The sequence below is a fragment of the Massilia eburnea genome, from assembly GCF_009720745.1.
GTDB classification, from domain to species: Bacteria; Pseudomonadota; Gammaproteobacteria; order Burkholderiales; family Burkholderiaceae_D; genus Rugamonas; species Rugamonas eburnea.
This window is the reverse complement of record NZ_WNKX01000019.1, coordinates 1-13,678: the sequence shown is the minus strand read 5'-3', so window position 1 is coordinate 13,678 and position 13,678 is coordinate 1. Positions and strand designations below refer to the sequence as shown.

At 62.8% G+C, this 13,678-nt stretch carries 14 protein-coding genes; 1 reads left to right on the top strand and 13 read right to left on the bottom strand.

Going from position 1 to position 13,678, the window contains the following annotated elements; translation table 11 throughout:
* The first annotated feature begins 14 nt into the window (after nucleotides 1-14).
* Nucleotides 15-455, top strand: coding sequence for an FKBP-type peptidyl-prolyl cis-trans isomerase (locus GM658_RS21085; protein ID WP_155456130.1), 441 nt, complete (start codon nucleotides 15-17; stop codon nucleotides 453-455).
* A 49-nt stretch (nucleotides 456-504) separates the two neighbouring features.
* Here the strand turns inward: GM658_RS21085 and GM658_RS21080 are convergent, their stop codons facing one another.
* From GM658_RS21080 to GM658_RS21020, 13 genes are all read right to left on the bottom strand, one after another.
* Nucleotides 505-1,050 carry a phosphoribosyltransferase gene (locus tag GM658_RS21080; RefSeq protein ID WP_155456034.1) on the bottom strand — a complete coding sequence of 182 codons (546 nt, stop codon included), beginning with the start codon at nucleotides 1,048-1,050 and terminating at the stop codon, nucleotides 505-507.
* A gap of 96 nt (nucleotides 1,051-1,146) precedes the next feature.
* Nucleotides 1,147-2,457 carry an adenylosuccinate synthase gene (locus tag GM658_RS21075; RefSeq protein WP_155456033.1) on the bottom strand — a complete coding sequence of 437 codons (1,311 nt, stop codon included), beginning with the start codon at nucleotides 2,455-2,457 and terminating at the stop codon, nucleotides 1,147-1,149.
* Between the two features lie 5 nt (nucleotides 2,458-2,462).
* Nucleotides 2,463-3,623, bottom strand: a complete 1,161-nt coding sequence (locus GM658_RS21070) for an ATP phosphoribosyltransferase regulatory subunit (protein ID WP_155456032.1) — start codon at nucleotides 3,621-3,623, stop codon at nucleotides 2,463-2,465.
* A 220-nt stretch (nucleotides 3,624-3,843) separates the two neighbouring features.
* Nucleotides 3,844-4,719 carry a protease modulator HflC gene (gene hflC / locus GM658_RS21065; RefSeq protein ID WP_155456031.1) on the bottom strand — a complete coding sequence of 292 codons (876 nt, stop codon included), beginning with the start codon at nucleotides 4,717-4,719 and terminating at the stop codon, nucleotides 3,844-3,846.
* A complete protein-coding gene (gene hflK / locus GM658_RS21060; protein WP_155456030.1) occupies nucleotides 4,719-5,957 on the bottom strand; it encodes an FtsH protease activity modulator HflK in 1,239 nt (412 codons plus the stop codon). Before hflK ends, hflC begins: the two co-directional genes overlap by 1 nt.
* A gap of 9 nt (nucleotides 5,958-5,966) precedes the next feature.
* Nucleotides 5,967-7,112 (bottom strand): GTPase HflX, encoded by a 1,146-nt coding sequence (gene hflX / locus GM658_RS21055; protein WP_155456029.1) that lies wholly within the window; start codon nucleotides 7,110-7,112, stop codon nucleotides 5,967-5,969.
* Nucleotides 7,113-7,122: 10 nt separating this feature from the next.
* Nucleotides 7,123-7,368, bottom strand: coding sequence for an RNA chaperone Hfq (gene hfq / locus GM658_RS21050; RefSeq protein ID WP_055931606.1), 246 nt, complete (start codon nucleotides 7,366-7,368; stop codon nucleotides 7,123-7,125).
* Nucleotides 7,369-7,545: 177 nt separating this feature from the next.
* The gene (der, locus tag GM658_RS21045) at nucleotides 7,546-8,892 is read right to left on the bottom strand and encodes a ribosome biogenesis GTPase Der (RefSeq protein WP_155456028.1); all 1,347 of its coding nucleotides are present in this window, start codon (nucleotides 8,890-8,892) and stop codon (nucleotides 7,546-7,548) included.
* Between the two features lie 7 nt (nucleotides 8,893-8,899).
* A complete protein-coding gene (bamB, locus tag GM658_RS21040; RefSeq protein WP_155456027.1) occupies nucleotides 8,900-10,060 on the bottom strand; it encodes an outer membrane protein assembly factor BamB in 1,161 nt (386 codons plus the stop codon).
* Between the two features lie 4 nt (nucleotides 10,061-10,064).
* Entirely contained in the window at nucleotides 10,065-10,712 is a 648-nt protein-coding gene (locus GM658_RS21035) for a YfgM family protein (RefSeq protein ID WP_155456026.1), read from the bottom strand.
* A gap of 24 nt (nucleotides 10,713-10,736) precedes the next feature.
* Nucleotides 10,737-12,080 (bottom strand): histidine--tRNA ligase, encoded by a 1,344-nt coding sequence (gene hisS / locus GM658_RS21030; protein ID WP_155456025.1) that lies wholly within the window; start codon nucleotides 12,078-12,080, stop codon nucleotides 10,737-10,739.
* Nucleotides 12,081-12,086: 6 nt separating this feature from the next.
* On the bottom strand, nucleotides 12,087-13,349 hold the full coding sequence (gene ispG, locus GM658_RS21025; protein WP_155456024.1) for a flavodoxin-dependent (E)-4-hydroxy-3-methylbut-2-enyl-diphosphate synthase: 1,263 nt from the start codon (nucleotides 13,347-13,349) through the stop codon (nucleotides 12,087-12,089).
* A 15-nt stretch (nucleotides 13,350-13,364) separates the two neighbouring features.
* The coding region (locus GM658_RS21020; protein WP_155456023.1) for a RodZ domain-containing protein at nucleotides 13,365-13,678 on the bottom strand (314 nt) is incomplete at its 5' end.

Below are 13,678 nucleotides of genomic sequence, written 5' to 3'. Positions count from 1 at the left end.
TTTGAAAGAAGATGATGAAGCGACTGTTTTCCTCCTGCCTTCTCGGCCTTAGCCTGACCCTGTCCTTGGCCGGCTGCAACCGCAGCCGGGGGCCGGCCCAGACTGAAGCCGCCGCCATTCCCCTGCAAAAGATCGATACCGTTACCGGCAGCGGCAAGGAAGCCGTCGCGGGCGCGAACGTGGTGGTCAACTACACTGGCTGGATTTACGAACCGAATTCGCCGCAGCAGCACGGCGCGCAATTCGACTCCTCCATCGGCCGCAGCCCGTTCACCTTCCCGCTCGGCGCGGGCCAGGTGATCCCGGGCTGGGATGAAGGCGTGAAGGGTATGAAGGTGGGCGGCAAGCGCACCCTGATCGTGCCGGCGGCCATGGGCTATGGCAGCAATGGCATCGGACCGATCCCGCCGAATTCGAACCTGATCTTCGACGTCGAGCTACTGGAAGTGCGCTAAAAAAAAACGGAAGGCCAGGTGCCTTCCGTTCTTGTTTGAAGCCAGGCGGTTACGCGCCGGCTTCGCCCTTCTTGATCCAGGCCGCCAGCTGGTGCGGGCGCAGGCCGTCGTAGTCCTCGAACGGCTGGTGGATCCATGGGTTGTGCGGCAGTTCTTCCATCTGGTAGTCCGGCTTGAAGGCGGAGCAGCCCTTGGTCCAGATCACGGCCGATTTCACCTCGGTCACGCCTTCGAAGTTGTCCTTCAGGTGCTTCATCACCTTGGTCAGGGTCACGCCGGAATCGGCCAGGTCGTCGACCAGCAGGATCTTGCCCGACAGCGGGCCCTTGGTCATGGTCATGTACTTGGCGATGTCCAGGTCGCCGCGCACGGTGCCCGCTTCTTCACGATAGGAGCTGGTCGACAGGATCGCCAGAGGCACGTCGAAGATGCGCGAGAACACGTCGCCAGGACGCACGCCGCCGCGTGCCAGGCACAACACCATGTCGAACTTCCAGCCCGATTCATGGACTTTCAGCGCCAGGCGCTCGATCAGGCGGTGGTATTCGTCCCAGGAGACCCACAGGTGCTTTTGGTCGGATTGCGGAGTGCTCATTCTTGCTTTTCCTTCTCTCTGAAATTGGAAAGGCGGGTCATTGACCCGCCCTACTGTCTGATACTGGCGGGTCCTAGTGGCCCGCCTTGCAATGCTTTACTCGAATGGATGACGCAGGACGATGGTCTCTTCGCGGTCAGGACCGGTGGAAACCATATCGACCGGCACGCCGACCAGTTCTTCGATGCGCTTGATGTATGCACGTGCGGTTGCCGGCAGCGCGTCCATCGACTTGGCGCCGACGGTGCTCTCGGTCCAGCCTGGCATTTCTTCGTAGATCGGCTGGCACAGTGCAGCGTCTTCGGCGCCGACCGGGAAGATGTCGGAATGCTTGCCGTTGATGGTGTAGCCGGTGCAGATCTTCAGGGTTTCCAGGCCGTCCAGAACATCCAGCTTGGTCAGGCACATGCCCGACACGCCGTTGATCTGCACGGAGCGGCGCAGCAGTGCAGCGTCGAACCAGCCGCAACGACGGGCACGGCCGGTCACGGTGCCGAACTCGTGACCCACGGACGACAGGTGATGGCCAACGCCGGCATCGGTCGGCAGTTCGGATGGGAACGGGCCGGAACCGACGCGGGTGGTGTAGGCCTTGGTGATGCCCAGGATGTAGTGCAGCATGCCAGGACCAACGCCGGCGCCGGCAGCGGCGTTACCCGCCACGCAGTTCGACGAGGTGACGAACGGATAGGTGCCGTGGTCGACGTCCAGCAGCGAGCCCTGCGCGCCTTCGAACAGCAGCGAGCCGCCGGCCTTGTGGGTCGCGTACAGGGCGGACGACACGTCGGTCACCATTGGGCGCAGGCGCGGCACGTAGGCCAACGCGTCGTCCAGGGTCTTCTGGTAATCGATCTTCGGTGCTTTGAGGTAGTTTTCCAGGACGTAGTTGTGATAGTCCAGGTTTTCTTTCAGCTTCTCTGCAAAGCGCTCTGCGTTCAGCAGGTCGGCCACGCGGATGGCGCGGCGTGCGACTTTGTCTTCGTAGGCAGGGCCGATGCCTTTGCCGGTGGTGCCGATCTTGGCGGCGCCGCGGGCGGCTTCACGCGCTGCATCCAGAGCGGTGTGGTAAGGCAGGATAACCGGGCAAGCCTCGGAAATCTTCAGGCGGGAAGACACTTCCACGCCGGCCGCTTCCAGCTTGTCGATTTCGCGCAGCACGTCAGGCACGGACAGCACAACGCCGTTACCGATGTAGCAGGCGACGCCTGGGCGCATGATGCCCGAAGGGATCAGCTGCAGGGCGGTCTTCACGCCGCCGATCACGAGGGTGTGGCCCGCATTGTGGCCGCCCTGGAAGCGCACCACGCCCTGGGCGTGTTCGGTCAGCCAGTCGACGATCTTGCCCTTGCCTTCATCGCCCCACTGGGTACCGATAACAACGACGTTCTTTGCAGTTTTGTTTGACATCACAATTAACCTAAGTTTTTGAGAATCCAGTTACTACCACTTTCGTCGAGCACCAGCGCGCGGTCGCACTCGAACTCGTCCTGTTCATCGTTATGACCCGGCAGCGACTGGATCACAACTTCGCCGGACTTGCGCAGTTCGGCGATCTTTTCTTTCAGTTCCGGCGCATTGCCCCACGGTGCGCGGATCGAATGCTTGCGCTCCGCGGTCGGCAGCAGGCGTGCCAGCTCGCGCAGGTCGAGCGAGAAGCCGGTTGCCGGACGCGCGCGGCCGAATGCCTCGCCGACGTGGTCGTAGCGGCCGCCGCGTGCCACCGCGTTCGGCAGGCCCGGCACGTACAGCGCGAACATGGCGCCGCTCTCGTACTGGTAGCCGCGCAGGTCGGCCAGGTCGATCGCGATGTCGGCGCGGCCGATGGCCGATGCCGCCAGCGCGGCCAGTTCGGCCAGCGCATGGGTGATGCCCGGCAGTGCAGGCAGCACTTCGCGTGCGCGCTTCAGCACTTCGACATCGCCGTACAGGTTCGGCAGCGCCTCCAGCGCGGCGCGCGTGGCTTGGCTGTACTTGGCGCACTGCTGCTGCAGGCCTGGCACATCCTTGCCGCGCAGGAGCGCGACGATGGCTTCGTAATCCTTTTTCGCGACCGGGTCCTGCTCCAGGATCGCGTGCAGCACGCCGACGTGGGTCAGGTCCAGGCGCACGTCGCTGAAGCCGGCCAGGGCCAGGGAGCCGAGCGCCAGTTCCTGGATTTCGGCGTCCGCTTCCAGGCCGGCGTGGCCGTAGATCTCGGCGCCGATCTGGAACGGTTCGCGCGTGGAATGCAGGCCGGATGGGCGGGTATGCAGCACGGAGCCGGCATAGCACAGGCGCGTCACGGTGGCGCGGTTCAGCAGGTGGGCGTCGATGCGCGCCACTTGCGTCGTCATGTCGGCGCGCAGGCCCAGCATGCGGCCGGAAATCTGGTCCACCAGCTTGAAGGTGCGCAGGTCGGTATCGGCGCCGGCGCCGGTCATCAGGGACTCGACGTACTCCATCAGCGGCGGCATGACCAGTTCGTAGCCGTACAGCCGGAAGTTATCCAGCATCAGACGGCGCAGCTCCTCGATCTTGCGTGCTTCGGAAGGCAAGACGTCGGCAATATATTCAGGCAAAAGCCAATTCGGCATGGTTGGTGCTATTGAATTAAAAACAATGCAGGCGCGACTGCGCCACCCGGAAAAGCGGGGGGCCAAACCGCGTATTTTACGCGAAAATGTCGCAGTGCGGGAAAATTGTAAACCGGTAAACCAGGGTCTGACCCAAGGGTCAGACCCGCTTGCGCGGCCGCTGCGGGCCAGGGGCACGTACTTGGGTCAGACCCTTGGGCCTGACCCAGGTTTGCCGGTTTTACTTGCCCGTACCCGCGCTCTTGAAGTACTTGAAGAAGTCCGACTGCGGATCAACCAGCATCACGTCAGCCTTCGTCTTGAAGGAAGCACGATAAGCTTCCAGGGACCGGTAGAACTTGTAGAACTCCGGATTGCGTCCAAACGCTTCGGCGTAAATCTGGGATGCCTGGGCATCGCCCTGGCCCTTGATCTTTTCCGCCTCGCGATAAGCCTCGGCCAGGATCACGGTACGCTGCTTGTCGGCGTCGGCGCGGATCTGCTCCGAATCGGCGAAACCAGTGGAACGCGCCTCGTTGGCCACTTTGGTACGTTCAGCCTTCATGCGCTCATACACGGAGCTCAGGTTCTGGTCCACGTAGTCAACACGCTTCAAGCGCACGTCGACGATGTCCACGCCGATTTGCTTGGCTTCGGCCATCACCTTGTTGCGGATCAGTTCCATCACCTTGCCGCGCTGGCCCGAAATGACCTCCAGCACGGTGCGCTTGGTGATCTCGTCGTTCAGGGCAGCCTTGACGATCTGCTGCATGCGGTCGCCGCCACGCTTTTCATCGCCGCCGAAGGAGATGTAATACAGCCGTGGGTCGCTCACGCGCCATTTGACGAAGGCATCCACCAGGATGTTCTTCTTCTCGGCGGTGATGAAGCGGTCGGCCTCTTTCGGATCCAGGGTCTGGATGCGCTTGTCCACGTAAATCACGTTCTGGAATGGCGGCGGCAGCTTGAAGTGCAGGCCAGGCTCGGAAATCACCTGCTTCACTTCGCCCAGCGCGAACACGATGGCGTATTTACGCTGGTCCACCACGAACACGGTGGACGACAGCAGCATCAGGGCGATAAAGCCCGTAATCAGGATAGTTGCAATGCGATTCATTAACGGCCCTCCCGGTCACGGGACGATTCGCGCGAACGGCTATCACGGCGGCTCGCCTCAGGTGTCGGTTCCGGCGGCAGCAGCACGGCGGCTGGCGGCGGTGCTGTGACGCTGTTGGCGCGCGCTTCGGTGGCGGCCACTTGTGCGATCAGCTTATCCAGCGGCAGGTACAGCAGGTTGCTGCCAGCCTTGGAATCGACCATCACCTTGCTGGTGTTGGAGAAGATCTGCTGCATGGTGTCCAGGTACATGCGGTCGCGCGTCACGGCCGGCGCCTTCTGGTACTCGGCCAGCACGGACTTGAAGCGGTCGGCATTACCGGTCGCGTTCTGCACAGTCATGGCGCGGTACGCCTCGGCTTCCTGCAGCAGGCGCGACGCAGCGCCGCGCGCTTTCGGCACGACTTCGTTGGCGTAAGCCTGGCCCTCATTCTTCTGGCGCTCGCGGTCCTGCCCCGCCTTCACGGCGTCGTCGAACGCAGCCTGCACCTGCTCCGGCGGCTGCACGCCTTGCAGGGTCACATTGGTGACCAGCACGCCCGAGTCGTAGCGGTCCAGGATCACCTGCATCAGTTGCTGGGTATCGGTGGCGACCTTGCCCAGGCCTTCGTACAGCACGAAGTCCATCTTGCTGCGGCCGACCACTTCGCGAATCGCCGTCTCGGCCACCTGCTGCACGGTGCCTTCGGCATCGCGGTTGGAATACAGCCATTTCACGGCGTCGTTCAGCTTGTACTGCACGGCGAACTGGATATCGACGATGTTCTCGTCTTCCGTCAGCATCAGCGCCTCGGAAGCCATCTTGGTCTTGGCGCTGCCGCGGTAGCCGATCTCCACCGAGCGTACCGAGGACATATTGACGATCTCATTGCCCTGGATCGGGTAAGGCCAGCGCCAGTTGAAACCGGCCGGGGTGACGTGGCTGAAACGGCCGAAGGTGGTCACGACGCCGGTCTGGCCTTCCTGCACGATGAATGCGCCCGATGCGAGCCACACCAGCACCGCCACCGCAGCCACTGCGCCAAAGGTGAAGCCGGCGCCCTTCATGTCGCCGCCGCTGCCGCCATTGCCGCCGCCGCCCGAATTGCTGCCGCGGTTTTTGCCGCCGCCGAACAGGCCATTCAGGCGCTGGTTAAAGTCGCGCCACAATTGATCGAGGTCCGGCGGACCTTCGCCGGGCTTTTTGCCTTCCTGGGCAAGGTAGTTGCCGAGTCTTTTCTTGAGAGAGGAAAAAGGCATATTTTTCTTTTAGTGAGATCCTACTTGGGTAAAGGTGAGAATACTGTCCGGCGCCACTTCCTCTTTTGGGTTCGCTAGCGCTTCCTGCTCATCCCGTGCTGCCTCACAGATCGCCTCGCGCAGCAGGTCCAGGCCGGCCCCGGTGCGTGCGCTGATGAATACGCGGGAAATCTTATCATACTCATTACGTTCCACCGCCGGCTCCAGGCCCGCCGCATCGATCTTGTTCCACACCAGGATTTGCGGAATATGGTCGGCGCCGATCTCGCGCAAGACCAGGTTGACCTGCTCGATCTGCTCCATGCGGCTGGGCGAAGCGCCGTCCACCACGTGCAGCAGCAAGTCGGCGTGGATCGTCTCTTCCAGCGTGGCGCGGAAAGCGGCCACCAGCTGGTGCGGCAGTTCGCGCACGAAGCCGACCGTGTCCGACAGCACCACGTTGCCGATTTCCTCGCCCATGTAGACGCGGCGCGAAGTGGTGTCCAGCGTGGCGAACAGCTGGTCCGCCACGTAGACGCCGGCCTTGGTCAGCGTGTTGAACAGGGTCGATTTGCCGGCGTTGGTATAGCCGACCAGGGAAACGGAGAAAGTATGATTGCGGCCGCGCGCACGGCGCTGGGTCTCATGCTGCTTGCGCAGCTTGGCCAGTTTGGCGCGCAGCATCTTGACGCGTTCGCCGAGCAGTCGGCGGTCGGTCTCGAGCTGGGTTTCACCAGGGCCGCGCAGGCCGATACCGCCCTTCTGGCGTTCCAGGTGGGTCCAGCCGCGCACCAGGCGGGTCGCCAGGTGCTGCAACTGGGCCAATTCGACCTGCACCTTGCCCTCGTGGCTTTGCGCACGCTGGGCAAAGATGTCGAGGATCAGGCTGGTGCGGTCGAGCACCCGGACTTGAAGGCGTTTTTCCAGATTGCGCTGCTGGGCTGGCGACAGCGCATGATTGAAGATGACGATTTCGAGCTTGTGGTCCTGCACCGCATGGCCGATTTCATCGGCCTTGCCGCTGCCGACGAAATACGCGGCATCCGGCGCAGACCGCTTACCGGTGATGGTGGTGACCGGATCTGCGCCCGCGGAACGGGCCAGCAGCATCAACTCCTCGATACTGGCAGCAAAGTCGCCCTGACCGAAATCTACCCCGACTAAAGCTGCACGCATACCAGGTGGTTTACTCCGCTGCCTCGGAGGAGTTATCCATGTTCAGGTTCACGGCGCGGGCAGGCACCACGGTGGAAATGGCGTGCTTGTACACCATCTGGGTCACGGTGTTACGCAGCAGGACCACGTATTGGTCGAAAGACTCGATATGGCCTTGCAGCTTGATGCCGTTGACCAGGTAGATCGAGACTGGAACGTGCTCTTTGCGCAGCGCGTTCAGGAATGGGTCTTGTAACAATTGCCCTTTATTGCTCATAACAGCTCCGTTTTATGTTGTTGTGTACGAATTGGAGACGCTGCGCCTGTATTTCAAGTGCTGGGGATGCTGCTCCAAGGACACTGTACCTTGTTTTCTCGAATCTTGCAGAAACTTAAAAGGGGACGTACCCCTTTTTAAGCTTCTCTTAAAAGGGGTACGTCCCCTTTTAAGTTTCTACTTGCCCTCACGCTTATCGAATGGGTTCTTGCCGTTGCGCAACTCAATGCGCAGCGGGGTGCCGACCAGCTTGAAGCTATCGCGGAAATGCTTCTCCAGATAGCGCTTGTATGGCTCGGACACCGCATCCAGCGAATTGCCGTGGATGACGATGATCGGCGGGTTCTGGCCGCCCTGGTGCGCATAGCGCATCTTCGGACGCACGCCAGCCTTGCGCTTCGGTTCCTGCTTTTCGATCGCTTCCTGCAAGGCGCGGGTCAGCTTCGGGGTTGGCAGGTCGGCCGTGGCGGCGGCATAGGCGCCGTTCACGGATTTCATCAGCGGGCCGATGCCGGTGCCGCGCAGGGCCGAGATGAAATGGGTATTGGCGAAGGACAGGAAGTCCAGCTTGCGGTCCATGTCCATCTTCACCTGGTCGCGGTCGTCCGACTGCAGGCCGTCCCACTTGTTGACCGCCACCACCAGGGCGCGGCCCGACTCCAGGATGAAGCCGGCGATGTGGGCATCCTGCTCGGAGATATCCTGCTGCGCATCGAGCATCAGGATCACCACGTTCGCTTCCGAAATCGACTGCAGGGTCTTCACCACCGAGAACTTCTCGATCGCTTCGAACACCTTGCCGCGGCGGCGGATACCGGCCGTGTCGATCAGGGTGTACTGCTTGCCATCGCGCTCGAACGGGATCTCGATCGAATCGCGGGTGGTGCCCGGCATGTCGAAGGCGATCACGCGTTCTTCGCCCACCAGGGTATTGATCAGGGTGGATTTACCGACGTTGGGGCGGCCCACCAGGGCGATCTTGATGCCGCGTTCCTGCGGCAGCAGTTCTTCCTCGTCGGCCGGACGCGAGGCGAAAGCCTTGTCCAGCGCCTCGGCCACCAGGTCGTGCACACCGTCGCCGTGGGCGCCGGAAATCGCGTACGGGTCGCCCAGGCCCAGCTCATAGAAGTCCGACACGGCGGCGGTATAGCGCATGCCTTCGGCCTTGTTCACTACGAGCAGCACCGGACGGCCGGATTTGCGCAGGAAATCGGTAATCGTCTTGTCGTGCGGGGTCATGCCCTGGCGGCCATCCACCAGGAACACCACCACGTCCGCTTCCGCCACGGCCTGCTTGGTCTGCAGGGCCATCTGGAACATGATGCCTTCCTTGGCGACCGGCTCGAAACCGCCGGTATCGATGACCAGGAATGGGCGATTGCCCACGCGGCCCTCGCCATAGTGACGATCGCGCGTCAGGCCAGGGAGGTCCGCCACCAGCGCATCGCGCGAGCGGGTCAGTCGATTGAAAAGGGTCGATTTCCCGACGTTCGGGCGACCCACAAGTGCAATTACCGGCTTCATATTGTTTTTATTCGACCGCGATAGCGGCCACAGTCCCATTCTGGGTTTGGAAAATCACATTCGGACCGGAGAGCAGCGGCGCCGACTTGATGGCGCTGCCGTCCGTCGCGATCCGGCCTAACATCGTGCCATCTTCCCGCGACAGGAAGTGCACATAGCCTTCAAGGTCGCCCACGGCCACAAAGCGGCCATAGGAAACCGGAGCCGACAAGCGGCGGTAAGCCAGCTTCTCGTTCTTCCACACGGAAGCGCCGTTTTCACGGTTGAACGCCTGCACGGCGCCCTTCTCGTCCGATACGAAGACGAAGCGCTGGTCCACGCCCAGGCCAACATCCGACGACGCCGGCTTGGTCCAGCGCGCCACGCCGGTGTTCAGGTCCAGGCAGCCGACCTTGCCCTGGTAGCTCACCGCGCACAGGTCCTGGTCGAAGACGGAAGGCGTGCCGCTGATATCGGACACGCGTTCCAGTTCGGTGGCGCCGCGCGGCTCGGACAGCGGCACTTCAAAGCGCGGCACGCCGTTCGACAGCGCCATCGCCAGGATGCGGCCCGCAGGCTGCGCCGCGTACACATTGCTGTTGGCGATCACCAGGCCCGGCATATTGCGCAGGGTCAGCGGCGGCACGCCGCGCTGGATGAACCAGCGCTTCTTGCCATCCGCCGCATCATAGGCGGTAACCTTGTTGTCCACGGTGCGCACGATCACGACGTCCGGGCCAACTGCCGGTGCGGACAGGATTTCGCTCGACGCCTGGATCTTCCACAAGGCCTTGCCGCTGCCGTCGAAGGCCAGCAATTCGCCCTTCGCGGTACCTACGGCGACCAGCTTGGCGTCCGGGCTGACGCCGACGCCGGCGCTCAGGTCGGTGCCGGCCTTGCTGCGCCATTGCACCTTGCCGCTGGCGGCGTCCAGGCGCTCGATATTGCCGTCGGTATCGGCCACGAACACGCTGTTGTCGGCCAGCGCCGGGGTGAAGACATTGGCGCCGGCCTTGCCGGTGCTGTGTTTCCACACGATGCGGGCTGGCACGCCAGGCTTCAGTTCTTCCAGCTTGGCCGGCGCGAACTTTTCTTCTTTGGCGAACGGATTCAGCTTGCTCATGGTGCTGCAGCCGGAAGCCAGCGCCAGTACGCCCAGCGCGATTACAGTACGAGTGGTCGTACGCATCTGATTAAGCCTTCACTTCCGGCACGGAGCCGCCAATGGATTCGAGCTTCAGCTGGATCAGCTGACGGCCAGGATTGTTCTTGTCGGCTGCTTCCAGCGCGGCCTTGTAGGCGGTGCGCGCTTCTTCCAGCTTGTTCTGCGCCGCCAGGATGTCGCCCTTGCGGTCTTCCACGTCGGTCTTGAACTGCGGCAGCGCGGCGCCGGCCAGCGCCTTCAGCGCTTCGTCGTAGGCTTTTTCGTCCAGCAGCACGCCGGCCAGGCGGATGGCTGCGATGTTCTTGTGTTCGTCGTTGCCGTGTGCAACCACCCATTCCAGCTGCGCCTTGGCAGACTTCAGGTCATTCGCGTCGAAGAAGGATTTCGCTGCGCTCAGGGCGGCCAGCGAAGCGTAGGCCGAGCGGCCGAACTTGTTCTCGATGTCGCCTGCCACGCGCGCCACCTTCGTGTTGTCCTTGGCGCTGATTGCGGTCTGCAGTTCGTCGAACAGCACGGAGGCTTGCGCTGCCTGGTTGCGCTGGTAGTAGTTCCAGCCATTCCAGCCCGAATAGGCGGCCAGGCCTGCGATCACCACCCAGGTGGACAGGTTGCCGTACTTGGACCACCACTCTTTGAGGGTAGCAATCTGTTCTTGTTCTTCGAGATCGTATGCCATGTTTCAGTCTGCCTGTTTCTTTAATTAATGGTGGTGGTGATGGCCATGGTCATGATCACAATCATCTCCGCATGTGATCTGGTCCACGACATAATCTACAACGCCTTCAAACGCGACGGTCTGTTGCTGGCCCTCGCCTTCTGCAGCACGCATTGCCTTGACGACGGCAGTGTTGTTGGCCACTTCGTCTTCGCCGATGATGACCGCGAAGGTTGCGCCGGAGCCGTCGGCTTTTTTCATCTGCGATTTGAAACTGCCAGGGCCGCTGGCGCCGCCGCAGTGCAGGATCACGTCCAGGCCGGCGTCGCGCAGGCGCTCGCCGATGATGAAGGCCTGCATGCGCGCCGCCTCGCCCTGGTGCACCAGGTAGACGTCGCACTGGCGCGGCGCAGCGGTGTCGCCGGCGCCTTTCATCAGTTCGATCAGGCGCTCGATGCCCATGGCGAAACCGACCGCTGGAGTTGGCTTGCCGCCGAACATTTCGATCAGCGGGTCATAACGGCCGCCGGCACACACGGTGCCCTGCGCGCCCAGTTCGTCGGTCACCCATTCGAACACGGTGCGGTTGTAGTAGTCGATGCCGCGCACCAGGCGGGTGTTGACGGTGTACTGGATCGCGTTGGCGTCCAGGATCTTCTTCACGCCCTCGAAGTGGGCCAGCGATTCCGCGCCCAGGTAGTCCAGCAGCTTCGGTGCGCTGTTGACGATGCCCTGCAGGTCCGGATTCTTGGTATCCAGGATGCGCAGCGGGTTGGTGTGCAGGCGGCGCTTGGCGTCGGCATCGAGGTGCTCTTCGTGCTGCTGCAGGTAGGCGATCAGGTCGACGCGGTGGCGTGCGCGCTCCTCGGCGTCGCCGATGGAGTTGATTTCGAGGCGGATGTTTTCCAGGCCCAGGTCATCCCACAGGCGGCGGCACATCACGATCATTTCGGCGTCCACGTCCGGGCCGGTGAAGCCCACGGCTTCGGCGCCGAACTGGTGGAACTGGCGATAGCGGCCGCGCTGCGGACGCTCGTGGCGGAACATCGGGCCCTTGTACCACAGGCGCTTCGGGCCTTCGTACACCAGGTTATGTTCCAGCACGGCGCGCACCACGCCTGCGGTGCCTTCCGGCCGCAGGGTCAGCTGGTCGCCGTTCATGGAGTCTTCGAAGGAATACATTTCCTTCTCGACGATGTCGGTCACGGCGCCGATGGCGCGCGAGAACAGGCGGGTCTCTTCCACGATCGGGGTGCGGATCTGCTGGAAGCCGTAGCTCTGCACCACGGACTGCGCAGTGTTCTCGAAGATTTCCCACAAGTGGGCGTCTGCCGGCAGGAGATCGTTCATCCCCTTGATGGCCGTGATTTTGTCTGCTTTGTTGGACATGATTCTTTAAGCTGCTTTGCTATAGTTTTTCTGTACGTAGTCGAGCACGATGGCCTGGAATTCTTCAACGATATTATCGCCGCGCAGGGTCGCTACTTTCTGGCCGTCGACGAAGACCGGAGCGGCCGGCGATTCGCCAGTGCCCGGCAGGCTGATGCCGATGTTCGCATGCTTCGATTCGCCCGGGCCGTTGACGATGCAGCCCATCACGGCCACGTTCATCGCCTCCACGCCTGGGTAGGTCTTTTTCCATTCCGGCATCTGCTCGCGCAGGTAGCTCTGGATATCGTCCGCCAGTTCCTGGAACACGGTGGACGTGGTGCGGCCGCAGCCAGGGCAGGCAATCACCATCGGGGTGAACTTGCGCAGGCCCATGGTCTGCAGGATCTCCTGGCCCACCACCACTTCCTTGGTGCGGTCGCCGCCCGGTTCCGGGGTCAGCGAAATGCGGATGGTGTCGCCGATGCCTTCCTGCAGCAGCACCGACAGCGCGGCGGTCGAAGCCACGATGCCCTTGCTGCCCATGCCCGCTTCGGTCAGGCCCAGGTGCAGCGGATAGTCGCAGCGCTTGCCCAGTTCGCGGTACACGGCGATCAGGTCCTGCACGCCGGAGACTTTGCACGACAGGATGATCTTGTCGCGGGCCAGGCCCAGCTCTTCCGCCCGCACCGCGTTCTCGATCGCCGAAGTGATCAGCGCTTCGTACATCACGGCCTGCGCGCTCCACGGATTTTCGCGGGCTGCGTTTTCGTCCATGATGCGCGCCAGCAGCGCCTGGTCCAGCGAGCCCCAGTTGACGCCGATGCGCACCGGCTTGCCGTACTTGGCCGCCACTTCGATCATCTGCGCGAACTGCGTGTCGCGCTTGGCGCCCTTGCCCACGTTGCCGGGGTTGATGCGGTACTTGGACAGCGCAGCGGCGCAATCCGGGTACTCGGTCAGCAGCGTGTGGCCGTTGTAGTGGAAGTCGCCCACCAGCGGCACGTCGACGCCCATCTTGTCCAGCTGGTCGCGGATATATGGCACGGCGGCCGCCGACTCAGGGCGGTCCACCGTCAGGCGCACCAGCTCGGAACCGGCGCGCGCCAATTCCTTGATCTGGATCGCCGTCGCCACCGCATCGGCGGTGTCGGTATTGGTCATCGACTGCACCACCACCGGCGCATCGCCGCCGACCCAGATCTTGCGCTCGCCGTGCTGCACCAGTACGCGGCGGCTGGCGCGGCGTGCCAGTGGGCCGGATGGGATCGGGTTGTTCGAAGAAGACATGCTTGGCTACTCTTATTACTTGATGTTCACGAGGGCGTACGACTTGCCCGGACCTTGCGTCAGCTCCAGCTTGCCGCCGGCCAGGCTGGCGCTTACCGCGCTAGGCTTACCGACGATCAGCACGTCATCCGCACGCACATTGAAGGTTTCCGTGCCGCCGGCACGCACCATGCGCGCGATCAGCTTTGGCTGGCCGGCACGGCGGATCTCGACCCACGAATCTTCCTTCACATTCAGCACCAGCTTGCCGCCGGCAGTGCCCACGGCAGGCGCCTGGCCGGCAACGGCGGCCGGTGCGGCAGGAGCCGGGGCCGGCACGGCAGCCGGCG